At 70.7% G+C, this 20,142-nt stretch carries 21 protein-coding genes; 9 read left to right on the top strand and 12 right to left on the bottom strand.

The genetic code is table 11. The features are described from left to right. The first annotated feature begins 33 nt into the window (after positions 1-33). Together GTY58_RS15040 and GTY58_RS15035 are read left to right on the top strand one after the other, a co-directional pair. The gene (locus GTY58_RS15040; RefSeq protein WP_010984312.1) at positions 34-408 is read left to right on the top strand and encodes a F0F1 ATP synthase subunit epsilon; all 375 of its coding nucleotides are present in this window, start codon (positions 34-36) and stop codon (positions 406-408) included. Positions 409-546: 138 nt separating this feature from the next. Then, the gene (locus GTY58_RS15035) at positions 547-993 is read left to right on the top strand and encodes a DUF2550 domain-containing protein (protein ID WP_037651552.1); all 447 of its coding nucleotides are present in this window, start codon (positions 547-549) and stop codon (positions 991-993) included. A gap of 72 nt (positions 994-1,065) precedes the next feature. Here the strand turns inward: GTY58_RS15035 and GTY58_RS15030 are convergent, their stop codons facing one another. The 3 genes from GTY58_RS15030 to GTY58_RS15020 all read right to left on the bottom strand — a co-directional run bounded on the left by GTY58_RS15030 (position 1,066) and on the right by GTY58_RS15020 (position 4,853). Next, positions 1,066-2,889 (bottom strand): glycoside hydrolase family 18 chitinase, encoded by a 1,824-nt coding sequence (locus GTY58_RS15030; RefSeq protein WP_010984310.1) that lies wholly within the window; start codon positions 2,887-2,889, stop codon positions 1,066-1,068. 141 nt (positions 2,890-3,030) lie between these two features. Then, on the bottom strand, positions 3,031-3,672 hold the full coding sequence (locus tag GTY58_RS15025; RefSeq protein ID WP_010984309.1) for a response regulator transcription factor: 642 nt from the start codon (positions 3,670-3,672) through the stop codon (positions 3,031-3,033). Further along, positions 3,669-4,853, bottom strand: coding sequence for a histidine kinase (locus tag GTY58_RS15020; RefSeq protein ID WP_010984308.1), 1,185 nt, complete (start codon positions 4,851-4,853; stop codon positions 3,669-3,671). Before GTY58_RS15020 ends, GTY58_RS15025 begins: the two co-directional genes overlap by 4 nt. Positions 4,854-5,005: 152 nt before the next feature. Here GTY58_RS15020 and GTY58_RS15015 point away from each other — a divergent pair, with 152 nt between their 5' ends. Then, positions 5,006-5,551 (top strand): hypothetical protein, encoded by a 546-nt coding sequence (locus tag GTY58_RS15015; protein WP_037651550.1) that lies wholly within the window; start codon positions 5,006-5,008, stop codon positions 5,549-5,551. Here the strand turns inward: GTY58_RS15015 and GTY58_RS15010 are convergent. The 3 genes from GTY58_RS15010 to GTY58_RS15000 are packed head-to-tail and all read right to left on the bottom strand — an operon-like array spanning position 5,548 to position 7,697. Next, entirely contained in the window at positions 5,548-6,120 is a 573-nt protein-coding gene (locus GTY58_RS15010; protein ID WP_010984306.1) for a cob(I)yrinic acid a,c-diamide adenosyltransferase, read from the bottom strand. The genes GTY58_RS15015 and GTY58_RS15010 overlap by 4 nt on opposite strands. A gap of 13 nt (positions 6,121-6,133) precedes the next feature. Beyond that, positions 6,134-6,883 (bottom strand): ABC transporter permease, encoded by a 750-nt coding sequence (locus GTY58_RS15005; RefSeq protein WP_010984305.1) that lies wholly within the window; start codon positions 6,881-6,883, stop codon positions 6,134-6,136. 31 nt (positions 6,884-6,914) lie between these two features. Continuing rightward, on the bottom strand, positions 6,915-7,697 hold the full coding sequence (locus tag GTY58_RS15000; RefSeq protein ID WP_010984304.1) for an ATP-binding cassette domain-containing protein: 783 nt from the start codon (positions 7,695-7,697) through the stop codon (positions 6,915-6,917). An 80-nt stretch (positions 7,698-7,777) separates the two neighbouring features. On the opposite strand from GTY58_RS15000, the gene GTY58_RS14995 reads away from it, so the two are divergent. The 4 genes from GTY58_RS14995 to GTY58_RS14980 all read left to right on the top strand — a co-directional run bounded on the left by GTY58_RS14995 (position 7,778) and on the right by GTY58_RS14980 (position 12,851). Beyond that, on the top strand, positions 7,778-8,419 hold the full coding sequence (locus GTY58_RS14995) for a TetR/AcrR family transcriptional regulator (protein ID WP_010984303.1): 642 nt from the start codon (positions 7,778-7,780) through the stop codon (positions 8,417-8,419). A 167-nt stretch (positions 8,420-8,586) separates the two neighbouring features. Beyond that, positions 8,587-9,435 carry a 3-hydroxyacyl-CoA dehydrogenase family protein gene (locus tag GTY58_RS14990; protein WP_010984302.1) on the top strand — a complete coding sequence of 283 codons (849 nt, stop codon included), beginning with the start codon at positions 8,587-8,589 and terminating at the stop codon, positions 9,433-9,435. 145 nt (positions 9,436-9,580) lie between these two features. After that, positions 9,581-9,904: an STAS domain-containing protein gene (locus tag GTY58_RS14985; RefSeq protein WP_010984301.1), complete on the top strand. Its 324-nt coding sequence runs from the start codon at positions 9,581-9,583 to the stop codon at positions 9,902-9,904. Between the two features lie 403 nt (positions 9,905-10,307). Further along, complete coding sequence (locus tag GTY58_RS14980) at positions 10,308-12,851, top strand: ATP-binding protein (RefSeq protein WP_010984300.1); 2,544 nt, start codon at positions 10,308-10,310, stop codon at positions 12,849-12,851. Between the two features lie 127 nt (positions 12,852-12,978). Here the strand turns inward: GTY58_RS14980 and nucS are convergent, their stop codons facing one another. Continuing rightward, complete coding sequence (nucS, locus tag GTY58_RS14975; protein ID WP_010984299.1) at positions 12,979-13,650, bottom strand: endonuclease NucS; 672 nt, start codon at positions 13,648-13,650, stop codon at positions 12,979-12,981. A 243-nt stretch (positions 13,651-13,893) separates the two neighbouring features. Between nucS and GTY58_RS14970 the strand changes: the two genes are divergently transcribed. Further along, a complete protein-coding gene (locus tag GTY58_RS14970; protein WP_010984298.1) occupies positions 13,894-14,286 on the top strand; it encodes an SCO5389 family protein in 393 nt (130 codons plus the stop codon). A gap of 96 nt (positions 14,287-14,382) precedes the next feature. Here GTY58_RS14970 and GTY58_RS14965 read toward each other — a convergent pair whose 3' ends face one another. Further along, the gene (locus GTY58_RS14965; protein WP_010984297.1) at positions 14,383-15,411 is read right to left on the bottom strand and encodes an LLM class flavin-dependent oxidoreductase; all 1,029 of its coding nucleotides are present in this window, start codon (positions 15,409-15,411) and stop codon (positions 14,383-14,385) included. Positions 15,412-15,631: 220 nt separating this feature from the next. Between GTY58_RS14965 and GTY58_RS14960 the strand changes: the two genes are divergently transcribed. Further along, positions 15,632-15,964 (top strand): hypothetical protein, encoded by a 333-nt coding sequence (locus tag GTY58_RS14960; RefSeq protein WP_010984296.1) that lies wholly within the window; start codon positions 15,632-15,634, stop codon positions 15,962-15,964. A 29-nt stretch (positions 15,965-15,993) separates the two neighbouring features. Here GTY58_RS14960 and GTY58_RS14955 read toward each other — a convergent pair whose 3' ends face one another. The 4 genes from GTY58_RS14955 to GTY58_RS14940 form a co-directional block, all read right to left on the bottom strand. Continuing rightward, positions 15,994-16,863 (bottom strand): ABC transporter permease subunit, encoded by an 870-nt coding sequence (locus tag GTY58_RS14955; RefSeq protein WP_010984295.1) that lies wholly within the window; start codon positions 16,861-16,863, stop codon positions 15,994-15,996. A 25-nt stretch (positions 16,864-16,888) separates the two neighbouring features. Then, positions 16,889-18,220 (bottom strand): ABC transporter ATP-binding protein, encoded by a 1,332-nt coding sequence (locus GTY58_RS14950; RefSeq protein WP_010984294.1) that lies wholly within the window; start codon positions 18,218-18,220, stop codon positions 16,889-16,891. 180 nt (positions 18,221-18,400) lie between these two features. After that, the gene (locus tag GTY58_RS14945) at positions 18,401-19,171 is read right to left on the bottom strand and encodes an ABC transporter permease (protein WP_010984293.1); all 771 of its coding nucleotides are present in this window, start codon (positions 19,169-19,171) and stop codon (positions 18,401-18,403) included. Between the two features lie 2 nt (positions 19,172-19,173). Next, positions 19,174-20,124, bottom strand: a complete 951-nt coding sequence (locus tag GTY58_RS14940) for an ATP-binding cassette domain-containing protein (protein ID WP_010984292.1) — start codon at positions 20,122-20,124, stop codon at positions 19,174-19,176. Positions 20,125-20,142: the final 18 nt, after the last annotated feature.

The raw sequence follows: 20,142 nt of genomic DNA, 5'->3' as shown, positions 1-20,142 counted from the left end.
CAGACCCGCCGGGTGGTGACCCGAGGAGCCACCTTGGCTGCTGAGCTGCACGTCGAGCTGGTCGCCGCCGACCGCCAGGTCTGGTCCGGCGAGGCCACCCTGGTCGTGGCGCGCACCACGTCCGGCGACATCGGCGTCATGCCCGGTCACCAGCCGCTGCTCGGTGTGCTGGAATCGGGCCCGGTGACCATTCGTACGAGTGATGGTGAAACGGTCGTCGCCGCGGTGCACGGCGGTTTCATCTCGTTCGCCGACAACAAGCTGTCGCTGCTGGCCGAGATCGCCGAGCTTGCGGACGAGATCGATGCCCAGCGCGCGGAGCGGGAGCTCGAGCGGGCGAAGGCGGAGGGTGATGCCACCGCCGAGCGTCGCGCGGACGTCCGACTGCGTGCGGTGTCGGCGCGCTGACCCCAGCGCGCACGTCATGACGTGACTCAGCCGCGGCCGGGACTGGAGCAATCCAGACCGGGCCGCGGCTGAGGCGATGCGGGTGCTTTTTTCCGTTCCGTTACCTGTTTTACCTAGGAGACGAGGAGGTCGGTGTCGATGGTCCTCGCTCTGACTGTGTGCGGGTTGGTAGTGGCGCTCGTAGTGGTGGGGCTCTTCGTCTTCGGTCTCCGCCGCCGGCTGATCCAGCGCTCCGGCGGAACGTTCGACTGCAGTCTGCGCTGGGACGTCCCCGAGAAGGGCGACTCGAACGGCAAGGGCTGGAGCTACGGCGTCGCCCGCTACAACGGCGACCGCATCGAGTGGTACCGCGTCTTCTCCTACGCCCCCCGCCCGCGCCGCGTCCTGGAACGCTCGGCGATCGAGGTGGCCGGCCGCCGCGCCCCCGAGGGCGAGGAGGAGCTGGCGCTGCTCTCCGACGCCGTGATCCTTGTCTGTCTCCACCGGGGCACGCGTCTCGAGCTCGCGATGAGCGAAGACGCGCTGACCGGATTTCTCGCGTGGCTGGAGGCAGCCCCGCCCGGACAGCGAGTGAATGTGGCCTGAAAGGCCACATTCACTCGCTGGGTGGGGTCCCCCCCGGACGGAGTCTGGGGGAGCGTCAACGTGGCGTGAGGGTTATCCGAGTCCGCTGTTGATGGCGCTCACCAGCTCGCCATTGCCGGTGTCACCGCTGAACTCCCAGAAGAACGCGCCGCCCAGGCCCTGGCTCTTGGCCCACGCCATCTTCGTACCGATGGTCGCCGGGGTGTCGTAGGACCACCAGTTGCTGCCGCAGTGCGCGTAGGCCGTACCGGCGATCGTGCCGGTGGCCGGGCAGGACGTCTTGAGGACCTTGTAGTCCTCGATGCCCTGCTCGTACGTTCCCGCCGCCGGGCCCGTGGCCGTGCCGCCCGGAGCGTCCTGGGTGACGCCCGTCCAGCCGCGGCCGTAGAAGCCGATGCCGATCAGCAGCTTGCTCGCGGGCACGCCCTTCGCCTTGAACTTGGCCATCGCGTCGGCCGTGGTGAAGCCGGCCTTCGGGATGCCGCTGTACGAGGTGAGCGGCGAGTGCGGGGCGGTGGGGCCCTGGGCGTCCCAGGCGCCGAAGAAGTCGTACGTCATCACGTTGTACCAGTCGACGTACTGGGCGGCGCCCGCGTAGTCGGCCGCGTCGATCTTGCCGCCGGAGGAGCCGTCGGCGGTGGTGGCCGCGGTGACCAGGTTGTTCGAACCGAACTTCGCGCGCAGCGCCGACATCAGGTTCTTGTAGGCCGCCGAGCCGCTGGTGTCGCAGGAGAGACCGCAGGCGTTCGGGTACTCCCAGTCGATGTCGATGCCGTCGAAGACGTCGGCCCAGCGCGGGTCCTCGACGAGGTCGTAGCAGGACTGGGCGAACGCGGCCGGGTTCGCCGCCGCCGCGCCGAAACCGCCGGACCAGGTCCAGCCGCCGAACGACCACAGCACCTTGATGTTCGGGTACTTGGCCTTCAGCTGGCGCAGCTGGTTGAAGTTGCCGCGCAGCGGCTGGTCCCAGGTGTCGGCGACGCCGCTGACCGACTGGTCGGCGGTGAAGGCCTTGTCGTAGTCGGCGTAGGAGTCGCCGATCGCGCACTTGCCGCCGGTGACGTTGCCGAAGGCGTAGTTGATGTGCGTGATCTTCGACGCGGAGCCGGACGTCACCAGGTTCTTGACGTTGTAGTTGCGGCCGTAGATGCCCCACTCGGTGAAGTAGCCGAGCTTGACGGCGGAGCCGGTGGGCGGGGGAGTCGTGCCGCCGCCGGTGGTGTGCACGGCGACCGCGCCGCTGACCGGGCCGGTCTGGTCGGCGGTGTCACGGGCCTGGACGGTGTACGAGTAGTCGGTGCCGGCGGTCAGACCGGTGTCCGTGTACGAGGTCGTCGTCACGGTGGCGACCTTGGCGCCGTCGCGCAGGACGTCGTAGTTCTTGACGCCCTTGTCGTCCGTGGCCGCCGTCCAGGACAGCTTCGCCGAGGTGTCGGTGATGCCGGAGGCGGTCGGGGTGCCCGGTGCGGAGGGAGCGGCGTCGCCGGGGGTGGTGGCGCCGTCGCAACTGTCGCCGTTCAGCTTGCAGTTGGAAGGGGATCCGGAGCCCGCGCCGTTGAAGCCGAAGGAGACGGAGGCGCCGGGGGCGAGGGTGCCGTTCCAGGACTTGTTCTTGGCGGTCCAGTGGGTGCCGGAGCTGGTGACGTCCGCGTCCCAGGCCGAGGTCACGGACGTACCGGAGGGGAAGTCCCACTCGACCGTCCAGGAACTGATGCTGCTGGTGCCGGTGTTCTTGACGGTCCACTTGCCTTCGAAGCCGGTGCCCCAGTCCTGGGTCTTGGCGTAGGTGGCGGTGGCCGAGCCTGCGGCCTGGGCGGGGCTTGCGAGCCCCACCAGGCCGGCGAGCGGGAGCAGCAGGGTGGCGAACCCTGCCACGGCTCTGTGTCCGAAGCGCATGCTGCGCCTCCTCTTCTGATGTTGACCTTCGGCGCGCCCGGGGGTGTCGTGGTCATGACTGAGCGCAAGCGCAGTGCGGCGAGAATAGAAAGGTCTGGACCATAGGTCAATAGGTCTGGACCAGTGCGCACGGGCTCTGCCTCAGACCCCCAACTCCTGCGCGAGCACGGCGGCTTGGACCCGGCTGCGCAGCTCCAGCTTCCCCAGCAGGCGGCTGACGTGCGTCTTCACGGTCGCCTCCGCCATGTCGAGCCGGGCCGCGATCTCCGCGTTGGACATCCCCCGGCCGAGGCAGGACAGGACCTCGCGCTCCCGCCGGGTGAGGACGTCGAGGATCACCGGGTCGGGCCCCGGCTCCCGTACGGGCTTCGCGGCGAACTCGGCGATCAGCCGGCGGGTGACCGCGGGCGAGATCAGCCCCTCGCCCCGCGCGACGGTGCGGACCGCCTCCAGCAGCTGGCGCGCCTCGGTGTTCTTCAGCAGGAACCCGCAGGCGCCCGCGCGCAGCGCCCCGAAGACGTACTCGTCGAGGTCGAAGGTGGTGAGGACCAGTACGTCGGCCAGGTTCTCGGCGACGACCCGGCGGGTGGCGGACACCCCGTCGAGACGCGGCATCTGCACGTCCATGAGGACGAGATCCGGCCGGAGTTCACGGGCGAGCGCGACCGCCTGCTCGCCGTCCGCGGCCTCGCCGACCACGTCGATGTCGGGCGCGCTGCGCAGGATGAGGACGAGCCCGGCCCGTACGGCGGACTGGTCCTCGGCGACGAGCACGCGGATCATTCGGTTCCTCCATGGGTGATCGGAAGGGTGGCGCGTACGGTCCAGACCGTGCCCCGGCCGGAGTTCTCGGGGCCCGCCTCGAACGTTCCGTGCAGCAGGGCGACGCGTTCCCGCATCCCGACCAGGCCGGCCCCCGAGCCGGGCGCGCGCGGCCCGTCCCGGTCGCCGTAGGGGCTGGTCACCCGCACGGCGAGGGAGCCGTCCCGCGCGGCGAGCGTGACGGCGACCCGGCCGGGGGAGGCGTGCTTGAGGGCGTTGGTCAGGGACTCCTGGACGATGCGGTAGGCGGCGAGCTCGACCGGGGCGGGAACCCGGCCGGGGTCGGCGTCGAGGGTGACGTCGAGGCCGTTGGTCCGGGCGCCGTCGACGAGCGCGGCGAGCCCGTCGAGGGTCGGGGTCGCGACCGGCTCCCCCTCGCCGTCGCCGTCGCGCAGGATCCCGATCAGCCGCCGCATCTCGGCGAGTCCCGCCACGCTGTTCTCCCGGATGACGCCGAGCGCCTCCCGGGAGGTCCCCGGCTCGTCGATGGACAGCGCGGCGGTGGAGTGGATGGCGATCGCCGACAGGTGGTTGGCGACCATGTCGTGCAACTCCCGAGCCATCCTGGCGCGTTCGGCGGTGACCGCCTGGGAGCGGTCCATCTCGGCGAGCAGGGCGGTCTGTTCGGCGCGCAGCCGGGCGGCCTCGGCGGCCTCGCGGTGGTTGCGGACGACCGAGCCGGTGGCGGCGGGCGCGAATGCCACCACGCCGACGCCGACACCGATCAGCAGGCCGTCGGGGTCGCCCCAGACGGCGGCCGGCCCCACCCCGCCGATCACGGTGAGCAGCCCGGTGAGCCAGGGCAGCCGGCGGGCGGAGGCGGGGGTGCCGTACAGGACGGCCGCGTACATGAGGTCCGTGAACATCACGACGGTGACCACGCTGCCCAGGGTCACCGTGTCGGCGACCACGGCGGCCGTGCCGATCAGCAGGGCCGCCCGCGGCCGGGTCCTGCGCAGCAGCTCGCAGCCGGCCGTCACGACGAGCGGGACCAGCACCGCCCAGTGCGCCGGCCACAGCACGACACTGTCGTGCGGGTTCCGTGGACTGAGGCCGAGCCCCCACAGCAGCAGCCCCCCGAGGAGCCCGCCCACCGCGATGCGCACGTCGTGGTGGTGGGGGCGGGGGAGTCGTACGGCCATGAGTCCATCCAACACGGCGCACCCGCGTGTCGCCTGATCCTGGGGGACGGTCCGCCGCTACATCGAAGGATGCAGTGCCGTTTCCTCACTGGCGACGACGATCCGGGTCCGCGCCGCCGGGAGTCTGGAAGGGTGACCGAGAGGAGCGAGCCGTGATCGTCACACTCGTCATTGCCTGTGAAGTGGCCTTCTGGGTGCTGCTGGCCGCGGGACTGACCTTCCGCTACGCGTTCAGGATGCCGCGCACCGGCCTGGCCCTGTTGCTGTGCGAGCCGCTGCTCGAAGTCGTCCTGTTCGCTGTCACCGCGATCGACCTGAGGAACGGCGCGGAGCCCGACTGGAAGCACGGTCTCGCCGCCGTCTACATCGGCTTCACCGTGGGCCTGGGCCACTCCACGATCAAGTGGGCCGACGCCCGGGTGGCCCACCGGTTCGCGGGCGGGCCACCGCCGGTCAGGCCGCCGAAGTACGGGGTGGCCCGCGCCGTCCACGAGTGGCGGGTGGCGGGGCGCTGGATCCTCGCGGCCGTCGTCGCGACGGCGCTGCTTCAGGCCGCGATCTGGTACGTCGGTTCCGGCGGCGAGACCGACTCACTGCGCATGTGGCAGATGAGGATGGTGTGGCTGATCGGCATCAACGTGATCATCGCCCTCAGCTACACGCTGTTCCCGAAGCAAAAACGGGCCAAGCTCCGCTAGCGCTCTCCGCCCGGCACCCACAACACGTCCCCGACGCCCTTGTTGGCGGTGCGGGCAAGGATGAAGAGCAGGTCCGACAGCCGGTTGAGGTAGGTCGCGGTGAGCGGGTTCATGTCTTCTCCGTGGACCTCCAGCGCGGCCCACGTCGAGCGCTCCGCCCGTCGTACGACCGTGCACGCCTGGTGCAGCAGTGCCGCGCCGGGCGTGCCGCCGGGCAGGATGAAGGAGCGCAGTTTCTCCAGCTCGCCGTTGAAGAGGTCGCAGTCCGCCTCCAGCTTGTCGATGTAGAACTGCTCGACGCGCAGCGGCGGGAACTGCGGGTTCTCGACGACCGGCGTCGACAGGTCCGCGCCCACGTCGAACAGGTCGTTCTGCACCCGGACGAGGACCTTGACGATCTCCTCGTCGAGCCCGCCGAGCGCGATCGCCGTACCGATGGCGGCGTTGGCCTCGTTGGCGTCGGCGTAGGCGGAGATCCGGGGATCGGTCTTGGCGACCCGGCTCATGTCGCCGAGGGCGGTCGTGCCCTGGTCGCCGGTCCTCGTGTAGATGCGCGTCAGATTGACCATGCGACCAGCGTAGTTACGCTCCGGCCGTCCGGAACACCCGTGTGCCCACCGTCACGGCGAGCGTCGCGAAGCCGAGGGCGACCAGGACGCCGTACAGCATGGCCGAGGTCGCGTACTGGCCGAGGTACGCGTCCCGGATCGCGTCCACCAGATAGCGCAGCGGCATGACGTGGGACAGGACGTCGAGCCAGTCGGGCCCGAGGGTCATGGGCAGCATCAGGCCCGACAGCAGCATCGACGGCAGGGAGACCGCGTTGATGATCGGGCCGAACTCCTGCGGCCGGTCGACCTTCAGCGCCACCGCGTACGACAGGGAGCTGAGGGAGACGGCCAGCAGCGCGACGAACGCGAACCCGATGAGCATCCCGGCGAGCGGCGCCCGCAGCCCCATGAGCAGCGCGGTGAGCACCAGCAGCACTGCCTGGAAGACCAGCAGGGTGGCGTCGCGCAGTACCCGGCCGAGGAGCAGGGCGAGACGGCTGACGGGGGTGACGCGCATCCGCTCCACGACGCCGTAGTTCTTCTCGAAGATGATCGAGAAGCCCGAGAACAGGGAGCCGAACAGGCCGAGTTGAAGCAGCAGGCCGGGCACCAGCACCTGCCAGGAACTGCCGTGCGATCCCAGCGGCAGATGGGTCAGGAGCGGTCCGAACAGCAGCAGGTAGAGCAGCGGCATCAGCATGCCGAAGAAGATCTGGAACTTGGAGTGCAGGGTCTGGCGGGCGTAGCGCCCGTAGATCAGCGCGGTGTCCTGGAAGAGCATCGGGTTCCTCAGCGGCTACGGGTGCGGATGTCTATACGGCTACGGGGGCGGAGTCGGCGGGCGAGGGGCCCCGGCCGGTGATGGCGAGGAACGTGTCCTGGAGCGTCGCGTCGATCGAGCCGCCGTGCGCCAGCTTCAGCGCGCTCGGCGTGCCCTCGGCCACCACGACGCCCTTGTCGACGATCACGAGCCGGTCGGAGAGCGCGTCCGCCTCGTCGAGGTAGTGCGTGGTCAGGAAGACCGTGGTGCCGTGCTCGTCGCGCAGACGGCGGACCAGGTCCCAGAGGTCGGCCCGGCTGCCGGGGTCGAGCCCCGTCGTCGGTTCGTCGAGGAACAGGACCCGGGGGCGGTGCGTGAGCCCCATCGCGATGTCGAGGCGCCGCCGCTGGCCGCCGGAGAGCGCCGCCGTCCGGCGGTCCAGCAGGTCCGCCAGATCCAGGTCACGCGCCAGTTCCGCGGCGCGCTCCGACGCCTGGAGCCTGGTCAGGCGGTACAGCCGTCCCTGCGTGACCAGCTCCTCCCGCGCGGTGACATTCGGGTCGACACCGCCGGACTGCGCCACGTACCCCACGGCCCGGCGCACTCCGACGGGGTCCGAGACCAGGTCGCAGCCGGCCACGGTGGCCGCACCGCCGGTGGGCGGCAGCAGGGTCGTGAGCATGCGCAGGGTCGTGGTCTTCCCGGCTCCGTTCGGGCCGAGGAAGCCGAGGATCTCGCCCGGCCGCACGGTGAGGTCGATGCCGCGCACCGCCTCGACCGGGCCGCGTTTCGTCCGGAAGGTACGGGCCAGACCGGCCGTACTGATGATTGCCATGCCGTCAAGAAAAACAGAGTCCCTGCAATTTTGCAATGACACCAAAATTTCAGCGGACCCAGCAAAGCTACGATGGGGGCATGGCAGAGGGGCTCAGGGAGCGGAAGAAGCGGCAGGCCAGGCAGCACATCTCGGATGTGGCCACGGGGCTGTTCCTGGAGCGCGGGTTCGACGAGGTGACGATCGCCGAGATCGCCGAGGCGGCCGACGTCTCCGTCAACACCGTCTACAACTACTTCCAGGCCAAGGAGGACCTCTTCCTCGACCGGGCCAAGGGCAGCGTCGCGCGCCTCTCGCGTTTTGTGCGCGCCCGCGACACGGGCGAGTCCGCGGCCGCCGCGGTACTGCGCGAGCTGCGCGGCGAGGTGGAGGCGGTCTCGCCCCAGGTGGGCCTCTTCGAGGGATATGACCGCTTTATGAAAGTCGTCGAGGCGGCGGCCGGACTCCGCGCCCGTCTGGGGCACATGAACCAGCAGAGCCTCGAACTCCTCGAGGAGACCCTGCGTACGGAGACCGGCGCCGATCCGGACGACCCGATGCCGTCGCTGATGGCCGGTCAGATCGGCTGGGCGCACACCACGCTGCTGGCGCTCATCGGGCGCGAGATGATGGCCGGCCGCTCCCCCGGCGAGGTCTCCCGTGAGGCCCTCGGTCTACTCGACGACATGGAGGAGCTGTTCAGCGAGAGGGTGCTCAACTATGCCGTGCGGGAGGCGGGCTGAGCCGTCGGCGCGGTGCCGGCGGGACGCGTCCCCGTGCCGGATCGTCAAGTGACAGGTGTCTCATGCCGTGAGACGTGACACGCGTCTCTTCCCCGTTCGCACAGGCCCTCACGACCGCTAAGGTCCGCCGGAGAGGCAACATAAACAGCGTGCTAAGGGGAGTCGGAGTGACAGGGAAGCTCGCCGTCATCGGAGCCGGACTCATGGGTTCCGGTATCGCCCAGGTCTCCGCCCAGGCCGGCTGGGACGTCGTCCTGCGCGACGTCACCGACGAGGCGCTGACCCGCGGCACCGACGGCATCAAGGCCTCGTACGACAAGTTCGTCAGCAAGGGCAGGCTGTCGGCCGACGACGCCGGGGCCGCCCTCGCGCGCATCACCACGACCACCGATCTGGACGCGGTCGCCGACGCCGACATCGTCGTCGAGGCCGTCTTCGAGAAGCTGGAGGTCAAGCACGAGATCTTCCGCGCGCTCGACAAGATCGTGCGGGACGAGACCGTGCTCGCCTCCAACACCTCCGCCATCCCGATCACCAAGATCGCCGCGGTGACGGAGCGCCCGGAGCGCGTCGTCGGCGCGCACTTCTTCTCGCCGGTCCCGATGATGCAGCTGTGCGAGCTGGTCCGCGGCTACAAGACGAGCGACGAGGCCCTCGCCACCACGCGGGAGTTCGCCGAGTCCGTCGGCAAGACCTGCATCGTCGTCAACCGCGATGTCGCCGGTTTTGTGACGACCCGTCTCATCTCGGCGCTCGTCGTCGAGGCGGCGAAGCTGTACGAATCGGGCGTGGCCACCGCCGAGGACATCGACCTCGCCTGCAAGCTGGGCTTCGGTCACGCCATGGGCCCCCTCGCCACCGCCGACCTCACCGGCGTCGACATCCTGCTGCACGCCACCAGCAACATCTACACCGAGTCCCAGGACGAGAAGTTCGCCCCGCCGGAGCTGATGCGCCGGATGGTTGACGCCGGTGACATCGGACGCAAGAGCGGGCAGGGCTTCTACAAGCACTGAACCGGGCGCGCCCCCTGGGGCCTCACTCCATGGAGTGAATTCGGTATCGGTTCGCTTACAGACGGCAACCTGACCGCCATTGGGGCAGTCAGACGTTGCACAACCACTGTCGCGGAGCACGCCAACGCACTCTCGGGGAGCGCATATGCATATCAGGGGCGACCACGCCGAGCTGGTCGTCGGGGGCCGCCTCGACGTCCGCAGCGCGGCGGACGCCCGAACGGTCCTGCACTCGGCCGTCGACGACGGAGTCGGTGACCTGATTCTCGACCTGTCCGAACTGGACTCATGGGACGCCACCGGACTCGGGGTGATCATGGGAGCCCACCGGCGGGCCGGACGCTGCGGCAGACGGCTCGTGCTGCGCGACGTACCACCGCAGATGCAGCGCCTGCTGGTGGCCACCCGGCTGCACCGGATCCTGGCGATCGAGGGCGGCATCGGGGTCGAGTCACTGCCCCGGGTGTGACACCACCCCACCGGGGGGTGAAACGTACGCCGCGCACCAATCCTCACGAAGCTGTGACGTCTCGGACGGCCCGGTACCCCGACTGTTCCGAGATACTGTGCAAAGGTTTAGGGTTCGGCTGCCCGCCGCCGGAAACCCTCGAGCGGGCACCGGACCAGAAGCGACAGCGCGGTGTGCAGCAAGGCCGGGAGGGGCTCGGGTCCTGTCTCCGGACTCCCGTCTGCCGCGCGACGCCTGGCACGCACGCTCGCGGCGTTGCCGAAAGGCCCTGGTAGCTCCGCTACGAGGACCTTCCGGCGCTTTGCGATCGCACGCGCCGGACGCCGCGCGGCCCACCCTTGGGGCGGACGACGGGAGACCGAAGACAGAACCCGCACACGACGCTTTTGGGGGGCTTGGACCTATGGACCCGAACAACCAGGAACCCGAGGAGTACGGCCATGACGGTGACGGCGAAACGCCGCGCCAGCGCCCGCCGCGGGACTCCCTCACCTCAGACTTCGGACAGCACACGCCGGTGGTCGCCCGCACCGTCCAGCTCGTCTCGGGCGACTACCTGCTCACCGTCAACCCCGTCGACGGCAGCGAGATAGAGGCCTGCCCGCCGGGCGAGCGGCCACCCCGGCCGGTGAAGTTCGCTCCGGCCGAGCGCGCCGAGACCGCCCGCGCCGCCCAGCCGCCCGTCCCGCCCGGACCGGCGCGGCCCCGGCTGCCGCTCCTGGAGCGCCAGGAGGAGCGCGAGCGGCTCGTACGGCTCCTCGCGCGCGGCCGCTCCGTCCGCCTCACCGGCCCCGCCGGCTCCGGCCGCACCGTCCTGCTGGACGCCGTGGCCGAGGACTGCGCGGACCTCGCCCCCGACGGCGTCGTCCGCCTCACCGGCTACCGGCGCACCGCGAGCGACCTCCTCCACGACCTCTTCGCCGCCGTTTACAAGAGCGATCTCCACCGGCCGGAGCGGGAGGAACTGCTCCGGCTCGTCCACGAGATCGGCGCGGTCGTCGTCCTGGACGACGTGGAGTTCGGCGGCAGCGCGCTCGACGAGCTGCTCGACGCCACGCCCGAGTGCGCCTTCCTGATCTCGGCCACGCCCGATGTACCGGCGCCCTCCGCCGACTCCCTGCTCGAAGAGGTCTTCCTCGGCGGCCTCGACCGCGCGGGCGGCCTCGAACTCCTCGAGCGCGCGGTCGGCCGGGTCCTCACCGAGGACGAGTCGAACTGGGCGGGCGACCTCTGGTTCGAGTCCGAGGGTCTTCCCCTGCGCTTCATGCAGGCCGGAGCGCTGCTGCGGCAGCGCGACGAGCTGCGCGCCGACCCGAACGCCTTCGACTCGCTCGGCTTCTACGACGACGCGCCGTCCCCGAGGCTCTCGGCCTCGCTCGAACCGGGAGACACCCCCGACGCGCCGTCGGACGCCGAAGACGGTCACGACCTGCCCCTGCCGTCCCTCGCCGAGGGTGCCGCGCCCGCCTCACTGCTCGCCTCGCGGCTGAGCGCGTCGGCCCGCGAGACCCTCAAGTTCGCCGTCGCGCTCGGCGGCGAGGTGCCGCACCAGACGCATCTGCCCGCCCTCGTGGACGACACCCACGCCGACGCCGCGCTCGCCGAGCTCCTGAGCTGTGCGCTCGTCTCGCCGGTCGGCTCCCGCTACCGGCTCGCGGCCGGTGTGCAGGCCCAGCTGGAGGCCGCCGGATACGCGACCGGGGCCGACGCCCGCGCCCTCGCCGCCGCCCAGCACTACGCCTGGTGGGCCGGGCACCCCTCGGTGACCCCGGAGCGCGTCTCGGCCGAGGCCGACGCCGTGCTCGCCGCGCTCACCGTCCTGGTGCCGCTCACCACGCCCCCGGGCGAGAACGAGGAGAGCGCCGCCGTACTGCTGGCCCGCCACGCCACCCCCGCGTTCGCCGCGGGGCTGCACTGGAGCGCCTGGGAGCGCGCGCTGCGCGCCGGCGCCGAGGCGTCCCGGCTCGCCGGCGAGGTCGGCGACCAGACCTACTTCCACCACGAACTGGGCATCCTCGCGCTCTGCTGCGGCCAGCTCGACCGGGCCCGCGCCGAGCTGGAGGCCTCCATCGGGCTGCGCGGCGCCCTCGCCGACAAGCGCGGCACGGTCGCCGGCCGCCGCGCCCTCGCCCTGGTCGCCGACCGCTCCGGGGCGGCACTGCCCGGCGGGCGCACGGCGGCGGGCGAGGAGGTGCCGGACGCGCGCTACGAGGAGTCGGCGTCGCCGCCCGGCGGGGTACCGGCCGGCTTCGGACTGCCCGAGCCGTCCGGCGACGGTACGACCCTGGTCACCCACCGGACCGAGCCCACGCCCGCCCGGCAGGGCCCGGTCTCCGTCAAGGGCATCGTCGGCGGCGCCCGGCGCAACCTGGTGGCCGCGGGCGCCGGTGTGCTGCTGGCGGGGGTGCTCGGCACCGTCGTCACGCTCGGCATGACGTCCAACAACAACGACGACCCGCCGGCCGAGAAGGTCGGCGTCAACCCGTCGGCCAGCCAGGGCATCGACGACGACAGCCTCGGTGCGGACAAGCCGAGGAAGGACACCGGCGACTCGGGCGTCGCAGGCGTGCCCACGGACCCGGGTCCCGACGGCACCTACGGGACGGCGGACGACCCGGCCCCGTCGGCCAGCGCCCGGCCCTCGGACGACCCGACCGGAACGAAGGGGACCACCCCGTCGACGTCGCCGTCCAAGTCGCCCTCGAAGTCGCCGACGACCAAGCCGCCGACGTCGTCCAAGCCGACGACCAGCAACCCGACGACGACCCCGCCGACCAGCACGCCTCCGGCGACCACCACACCGCCGCCGACTACGACGGCCCCGTCGACGACGGATTCGGCCAGCGGCCCGGCGTCCTCCAGTGCTCCCGCCACCGGCAGCGGTACGGCGAGCGCACCGCAGAGCAGCGGCGCCGGGTCGCCCAGCGACTCGGACCCGGTGATCTGACGGCCGCGCACGACAGTCGCGTACGGAATCCACGTACCGAATACAAGAGGGCCGGGTCCGCTTTCGGACTCGGCCCTCGGTCGTAGGTGAGGCGTACCGGACTTGAACCTGACTCGTACCGGAGTGCTCAGAACAGCCGGAGCTTGTCGTCCTCGATGCCGCGCATGGCGTTGTAGTCGAGGACCGTGCAGCCGATGCCGCGGTCCGTGGCCAGCACGCGGGCCTGCGGCTTGATCTCCTGTGCGGCGAAGACGCCGCGCACCGGCGCGAGGTGCGGGTCGCGGTTCAGCAGCTCCAGATAGCGGGTGAGCTGCTCCACGCCGTCGATCTCGCCACGCCGCTTGATCTCCACCGCGACGGTCTGCCCGGTGGCGTCCCGGCACAGGATGTCGACCGGGCCGATGGCGGTCATGTACTCGCGGCGGATCAGCGTGTAGCCGTCGCCGAGCGTCTCGATGCGGTCGGCGAGCAGTTCCTGGAGGTGCGCTTCCACGCCGTCCTTGATCAGGCCGGGGTCCACGCCGAGTTCGTGCGAGGAGTCGTGGAGGATTTCCTCCATCGTGATGATGAGCTTCTCGCCCGCCTTGTTGATGACGGTCCAGACGCCCTCTTCGTCCCCCGACCCCTCCTTCAGCGTGCAGGGCGGCGACATCCAGTTGAGGGGCTTGTAGGCCCGGTCGTCCGCATGGATCGAGACGCTGCCGTCCGCCTTCACCAGGATGAGACGGGGGGCGGACGGGAGATGGGCGGTGAGCCGGCCCGCGTAGTCCACGGAACAGCGGGCAATGACGAGACGCATGGTCGGCAACGCTACTCGACGGGCAGTGGTGCACGCGATTCGCCCTGGAAGACGCCTGTTCGGTCGTGGCCGATTGTGTGCCCATTGAGAGTTCTCTGTGTTCGCATTCTCCTGGTGCCGTCACCGTCCGTTGCTTACCGTATAAACGGGAGGTCGCGACGCGCGTACGCAGCGTGTTCGAAATCGCGAACTCCCTCCCTGTCCGTCAGCCCCCGCTCCACAGGGGGTCCGAGAGGAGAACCCATGTCGCTCGACGTCTCACCGGCCCTACTCGAACAGGCCGAGCGAGGCGAGGTCGACGAAGCTGACTTCGTCGACTGCGTCCGGACCTCCCTGCCCTACGCATGGGAGATGATCAGCTCCCTGGTGGCCCAGCTGAAGGTGGACGGCGGCGCGTTCGCCGACAACCAGACGCCCCCGCCGGACGAGCAGGCGCGTGGCCAGCTGCTGCGTGCGCTCGCGAGTGACGCGATACGCGGCGCGCTTCAGCGGCACTTCGGAGTGCGACTGGCCTTCCAGAACTGCCACCGGGTTGCGGTGTTCCCGCTGGACACCTCGGTGGACCAGAAGCTGGCACGCTTCACCTCGGTCCGCAGCCAGTTGCTGAACCAGTCCCCGGAGTTCAGGGACTGCTGACCCGGCGATGGCGCACGGCTTGCCGCTCCGTATGCGGGAGGTGCATCTGTACGGGGCGGCAAGCTCCCCTCGGGGCGCGCCACTTGGCGGGCTCGCTCAGCCGAGGTGGGGAAGTACCTCGGTGCCGAGCCGGCGTACGTTCTCCTCGGTGGCCGCGAGGTCGCCCGAGCCCTCGACGAGCAGCGCGAAGCGGGAGATGCCGGTCCGCTCCGAGGTCGCCGCCAGCCGGTCGGCGCACAGCCGGGGGCTGCCCACCGGGTGCAGTCCGCAGAGCAGTTCGGTGTACGCCAGCGGGTCCCGCATCGCGCGGGGCCGACCGTCCACCGTCACATGGGCGTCGAGCCCCTGCCGCAGCCAGCCCGGCATCGCCTTGGTCAGCGTCTCGACGGCGTCGGTGCGCCGGTCGGCGATCTGGCAGATGCCCGCCGAGACATGGGCGGCACCCGCGATCTCGCCCGCGCCGAGCCCGCTGGCGCGCGCGTGCTGCCGCCACAGTGCGACCATTCCGGCCTTCTCCTCGTCCCCGACGTGCATCCCGAGCAGCATCGGCAGCCCCCGCTCGGCCGCGAGCCGGACGCTGGCCGGCGAGGTGCAGGCGACGACGACCTCGGGCCCCGAGGCGTCCGTCAGCGACTCCGACGGCCGGGGGACGACCGGGACTTCACGGAAGGTGAATCGTTCCCCCGTGCCCGCGACGGACGGCTCGCGCAACCAGCGCACCAGCAGATCGAGTGATTCCGGGAACCCCTTCTCGTACGCCTCGAGACCCGAACCGAAGACCTCCAGATCCACCCAGGGTCCGCCGCGTCCCACGCCCAGCGAGAACCGCCCGCCGGAGGTGAGGTGCAGCAGCGCGGCCTGCTCGCCCAGCGCCACCGGGTGGACGGTGGGCAGCACGCTGACCGCCGTGCCGACCCGGATCCGCCGGGTGCGGCCGAGCAGCAGAGCCGCGAGGGTGATCGCCGACGGGCACGTCCCGTACGGCACGAAGTGGTGCTCGCCCAACCACACCGTGTCGAGACCCGCCTCCTCGGCCACCTCGGCCGACCGCACCGCGCGGTGCAGCGCCTCCCCCTGGCCCTGCCCCGGGAACTGGGCCGCCAGTACAAAACTTCCTACGTGCATGGCACTTCCTGCTTCCTTGGCTCCGACACGGAGCTCCCCACCCGGCATAACTGCCTGACATGTGCCGAAGACACGGCTTGGCGGAGAGATTTGCGGATTGTCTGCAGAATGCGCCGACGGGAGGGCGGTCTGTGCCGGTCGGTGGAGGAGGAGTACCCCAGGAGGCGGCGCGTAGGCTGGATGCCGCCCGTGCTCCCTGTATAGCTCCGTGAGGTGTCCTGTGTCCCCGCGTCGCAACCGTCCGAAGGGTGCCGGCTCGTCCGGCGGGAGCGCGGCGGAGGAGCGCTCCGGCCGCTACGGCGGCTGGCAGTCCACGGAGAGCTGGCAGGGCGAGGAGTGGAGCGTGCGCCACGTCGCGGGCGCCAGCGCGGAGGGCAAGACCTACCGCTGCCCCGGCTGCGACCAGATGATCCCCTCCGGCGTCCCGCATGTGGTGGCCTGGCCCGAGCACGCGGGCGTGGACGACCGGCGCCACTGGCACAAGGCGTGCTGGAACGCGAAGGACCGCCGCACCCTGCGGGTGCAGCGGTCCCGTAACGCGCCCAGGTTCTGACCGGGTTCGAGCGTTCGTTCCCAGGGGGCCTACACGTCCCGCTTCTCCAGCAGGAGGTACGCGCCGCCGAACGCGACGGCCGTCACGCCCAGCATGATCCACAGCGGGTCCCAGCCGGACGGCCCCGACCCGCTGAGCGAGTTGTCGTAGAAGACCGCGAGCTGGTTCGGGATCGAGTACTCGAACAGGGCCTGCTGGAGGTCCCGCAGCGAGTCCGCGAACATGAACATCGCGATGACCAGCGGGGCGAGCAGGACGCCGATCATGATGGTGATGGCACCCGCCGAGTGCCGGATGATGGAGCCGACGATCAGCGAGAGCAGCCCGAGCAGCGCGACGTAGAGGCCGACGCCGACCGTGCCCTTCAGCCACTCCCCGCCGCTGGGCGTGCCCGCACCGCTGCCCTCCAGCATCGCCGACTGCGCGAAGGCGACGAACGAGGCGCTCACCGTGGTGACCACGAACGCGACGGCGAAGAACACGACGGACTTCGCCAGCAGCACCCGGGAGCGGGTGGGGCAGGCGACCATCGTGGTCCGGATCATTCCGGTGCCGTACTCGGAGGCGGTGGTGAGCACGCCGAGCGTGATGATGCAGATGCTGCCGAGCAGCAGACCGAAGAAGCCCAGCGCCAGCGGCGAATCACCGTGCATGTCCGTGTCGGAACCGGAGACGAGGGCGCCGGCGCCCAGACCGATGCCGATCACGAGGAACAGGAAGACGCCCAGCGTCCAGATCGTGGAGCGGACCGACTTGATCTTCGTCCACTCGGAGGCGAGCGCATGCCCGAGGTGGGTGCGGATGATCGGGATCGGCGAGGTGTACGAACCACCGGACGCCGCCTGCCAGGTGGGGGCGGGCGCGGCCGGCTGCGGCATCGGGGGCTGGGGCGTGCTCATCGGTTGTCCTCGCTGTCGCGCTTGTTCAGGTCGGGAGCGGCGGAGGGCGCGGCGGGGGCCGCGACGGGCTGTGCGGGTGCGGCGCTCGGCTGCGCGGGGGCCTGAGCGGGCGCTGGGGGGCACGGCCGAGGCCGCAGGGACCGCGGGAGCCACGGGCGCCTGGGCGGGCTGGACCGGGGCCTGAGGCTGCGGGCTGCGCGTACGGGTTGGGGCCGCCCGGCGCCTGTGCGGCGGGCGCGGCCGGGGCGCCGTACGGAGCGCCGTACGGGCCCGCCGCGGCCTGGCCCTGCGGCAGCGGCTGCCCCTGCGGCATCGCGAACGGCTGCCCGCCCTGCTGGGGCGACGGCGGGGCGTACCAGCCCGGCTGGCCCTGCCCCGGCACGGGCATCGGCGGCTGCACGCCCGGCGGCAGCGGCTGCTGGAGACCGGCCTTCTCGTCGATCGTGGAGCGGTAGTCGACGGCGCCCTGCGTCATCCGCATGTACGCCTCCTCCAGCGACGCCTGATGCGGCGACAGCTCCCACAGGCGTACGTCGGAGGAGTGCGCGAGGTCGCTGATGCGCGGCAGCGGCAGCCCGGTCACGCGCAGCGCGCCGTCCAGCTCGGGCAGCACATGTCCGCCCGCCTCCGTCAGCGCGGCCGTCAGCTTCTCGCGCTGCTGCGGGTCGGTCTCGGGAGTGCGGACGCGCGCGAAGTCGGCGGAGTTGGCCGAGATGAAGTCGCGGATGCTCATGTCGGCCAGCAGCTGCCCGCGGCCGATCACGATCAGGTGGTCGGCGGTCAGCGCCATCTCGCTCATCAGGTGCGAGGAGACGAAGACCGTACGGCCCTCCGCCGCGAGGGACTTCATCAGATTGCGCACCCAGAGGATGCCCTCGGGGTCGAGACCGTTGACCGGCTCGTCGAAGAGCAGCACCTGGGGGTCGCCGAGGAGCGCGGCGGCGATGCCGAGCCGCTGGCCCATGCCGAGGGAGAAGCCCTTGGAGCGCCTGCGGGCCACGTCCTGGAGGCCGACCACGCCGAGCACCTCGTCCACCCGGCGGGCCGGGATGCCGGACAGCTGGGCCAGGGAGAGCAGGTGGTTGCGGGCGTGCCGGCCGCCGTGCACGGCCTTGGCGTCGAGGAGCGCACCGACCTGCCGGGGGGCGTTGGGCAGCCTGCGGTACGGGTAGCCGCCGATCGTCACCTGACCGGAGGTGGGGTTGTCCAGGCCGAGGATCATCCGCATGGTCGTGGACTTGCCCGAGCCGTTGGGCCCGAGGAAGCCGGTGACGGAGCCCGGTCGCACCTGGAAGGAAAGGTTGTACACGGCTGTCTTGTCGCCGTAGCGCTTCGTCAGGCCGACTGCCTCGATCATTCTCCGCACCCATCGAAAGGTTCAGGACGTCGGGGCGCACGCCCCCGTAAGGGTTAGGAGGATAGCGGGGCGCTGACGGTTCCACTCAAGAGGATGTAAAAATCCGCAGGTCACAGAGGTGTGTCTTTGTCAGGTACGGGTCGTGCCTGGTCAGGGTGGGTCCGAGCGGCCTCAGGCCGCTCACGCGTCCCGTCTCTTGAGCAGCGCATAGCCCCCGGCGAGCGCCAGCACCACCCACAGCACCATGATCCCGAGCCCGCCCCAGGGACCGTACGGAGTGTCGTCGCCGAGGGGCGTCACGACCTGCATGATCTTGCTGCCGGCCTGGTCGGGCAGGAATCGGCCGATCTTCTTCGTGGCGGAGACATTGCCCAGGACGTTGGAGATCAGGAAGAAGAACGGCATCAGGATGCCCAGCGACAGCATCGGCGAGCGCAGCATCGCGGCCACACCCATCGAGAACATGGCGATGAGCGTCATGTAGAGGCCGCCGCCGATGACCGCGCGCAGCACTCCCGTGTCGCTGATCGACGCCCGGTGGGAGCCGAGCATCGCCTGCCCGAGGAAGAACGCGGCGAAGCTGGTGACGATGCCGACGACGAGGGCGAGTCCCGCCGCCACCGCGATCTTGCTGAACAGGAACGTGCCGCGCTGGGGGACCGCGGCGAGCGAGCTGCGGATCATGCCCGTGCTGTACTCGTTCGACACGACGAGCACCCCGAACACGATCATCGCGAGCTGGCCGAGGCTCATCCCGGCGAAACTGATGAACGTGGGGTCGAAGGAGAGCCTGTCCCGCGGGTCCATCTTGTCGAACTCGTTCCCGGCCAGGGCCGAGATCAGCATGCCGAGGGCGATGGTGACGACCACGGCGAGGGAGAGCGTCCACACCGTGGACGCCACCGACCGGATCTTGGTCCACTCGGAGCGGACGACCTGCGCCGCGGACATGTTCAGGCCCCTTTCTTCCAGGCGTCGCCCCAGTCCTGGGGCGGGCCCTGCGGATGCGCGTGGTACTCCACCGACTCCGCGGTCAGCCGCATGAACGCCTCTTCCAGGGAAGCCTGCTGGGGGCTCAGCTCGTGCAGCACGATCTGGTGCCCGGCGGCCAGCTCGCCGATGAGCTCGGACTTGCCGCCGTCCACCTCCAGCGTGCCGCCGCCGGTCTCGACGACCGTGATCCCCGCCCCGTGCAGCACGTCGAGGAGCCGCTCGCGCTGAGGAGAACGGATCCGGACGTACGACCGCGAGTTCTGCTGGATGAAGTCGGCCATGGACGTGTCGGCGAGCAGCCGGCCCTGGCCGATCACGACGAGATGGTCGGCGGTCAGCGCCATCTCGCTCATCAGATGGGACGAGACGAAGACCGTACGGCCCTGCGAGGCCAGCGATTTCATCAGGTTGCGGATCCAGTGGATGCCCTCGGGGTCGAGACCGTTGACGGGCTCGTCGAACATCAGGATCCGCGGATCGCCGAGCAGCGCACCCGCGATGCCGAGCCGCTGCCCCATGCCGAAGGAGAAGCCCTTCGCCTTCTTCTTCGCGACCGCGGTCAGCCCGACCATGTCGAGGACCTCGTGCACCCGCGCCTTGGGGATGCCGTTGCTCTGCGCGAGGCACAGCAGGTGGTTGAAGGCGCTGCGCCCGCCGTGCATCGCCTTGGCGTCCAGCAGGGCGCCGATGTACTTGAGCGGGTTCTTGAGACGGTCGTAATGCCGCCCGTCGATCAGGACGTCACCCGCGGTGGGACGGTCGAGCCCGAGCATCATGCGCATGGTGGTGGACTTCCCGGCACCGTTGGGGCCGAGGAAGCCCGTCACGATGCCCGGCTCGACGGAGAAGGTGAGGTCGTCGACCGCCAACTTCTCGCCGTACCGCTTGGTCAGCCCGTCCAGCTCGATCATGCGCTCACGCTAGAACGG

The organism is Streptomyces sp. SID5469 (assembly GCF_009862865.1).
GTDB classification, from domain to species: Bacteria; Actinomycetota; Actinomycetes; order Streptomycetales; family Streptomycetaceae; genus Streptomyces; species Streptomyces avermitilis.
This window is presented reverse-complemented; position numbering and strand designations above follow the sequence as displayed.

What these genes read in the sequence shown, in the direction of transcription:
- GTY58_RS15035 (WP_037651552.1), top strand. Translation starts at nt 547, where the DNA reads ATGGTCCTCGCTCTGACTGTGTGCGGGTTGGTAGTGGCGCTCGTAGTG.
- GTY58_RS15030 (WP_010984310.1), bottom strand. Translation starts at nt 2,889, where the DNA reads ATGCGCTTCGGACACAGAGCCGTGGCAGGGTTCGCCACCCTGCTGCTC.
- GTY58_RS15025 (WP_010984309.1), bottom strand. Translation starts at nt 3,672, where the DNA reads ATGATCCGCGTGCTCGTCGCCGAGGACCAGTCCGCCGTACGGGCCGGG.
- GTY58_RS15020 (WP_010984308.1), bottom strand. Translation starts at nt 4,853, where the DNA reads ATGGCCGTACGACTCCCCCGCCCCCACCACCACGACGTGCGCATCGCG.
- GTY58_RS15010 (WP_010984306.1), bottom strand. Translation starts at nt 6,120, where the DNA reads ATGGTCAATCTGACGCGCATCTACACGAGGACCGGCGACCAGGGCACG.
- GTY58_RS15005 (WP_010984305.1), bottom strand. Translation starts at nt 6,883, where the DNA reads ATGCTCTTCCAGGACACCGCGCTGATCTACGGGCGCTACGCCCGCCAG.
- GTY58_RS15000 (WP_010984304.1), bottom strand. Translation starts at nt 7,697, where the DNA reads ATGGCAATCATCAGTACGGCCGGTCTGGCCCGTACCTTCCGGACGAAA.
- GTY58_RS14995 (WP_010984303.1), top strand. Translation starts at nt 7,778, where the DNA reads ATGGCAGAGGGGCTCAGGGAGCGGAAGAAGCGGCAGGCCAGGCAGCAC.
- GTY58_RS14985 (WP_010984301.1), top strand. Translation starts at nt 9,581, where the DNA reads ATGCATATCAGGGGCGACCACGCCGAGCTGGTCGTCGGGGGCCGCCTC.
- GTY58_RS14980 (WP_010984300.1), top strand. Translation starts at nt 10,308, where the DNA reads ATGGACCCGAACAACCAGGAACCCGAGGAGTACGGCCATGACGGTGAC.
- nucS (WP_010984299.1), bottom strand. Translation starts at nt 13,650, where the DNA reads ATGCGTCTCGTCATTGCCCGCTGTTCCGTGGACTACGCGGGCCGGCTC.
- GTY58_RS14970 (WP_010984298.1), top strand. Translation starts at nt 13,894, where the DNA reads ATGTCGCTCGACGTCTCACCGGCCCTACTCGAACAGGCCGAGCGAGGC.
- GTY58_RS14965 (WP_010984297.1), bottom strand. Translation starts at nt 15,411, where the DNA reads ATGCACGTAGGAAGTTTTGTACTGGCGGCCCAGTTCCCGGGGCAGGGC.
- GTY58_RS14955 (WP_010984295.1), bottom strand. Translation starts at nt 16,863, where the DNA reads ATGAGCACGCCCCAGCCCCCGATGCCGCAGCCGGCCGCGCCCGCCCCC.
- GTY58_RS14950 (WP_010984294.1), bottom strand. Translation starts at nt 18,220, where the DNA reads ATGATCGAGGCAGTCGGCCTGACGAAGCGCTACGGCGACAAGACAGCC.
- GTY58_RS14945 (WP_010984293.1), bottom strand. Translation starts at nt 19,171, where the DNA reads ATGTCCGCGGCGCAGGTCGTCCGCTCCGAGTGGACCAAGATCCGGTCG.
- GTY58_RS14940 (WP_010984292.1), bottom strand. Translation starts at nt 20,124, where the DNA reads ATGATCGAGCTGGACGGGCTGACCAAGCGGTACGGCGAGAAGTTGGCG.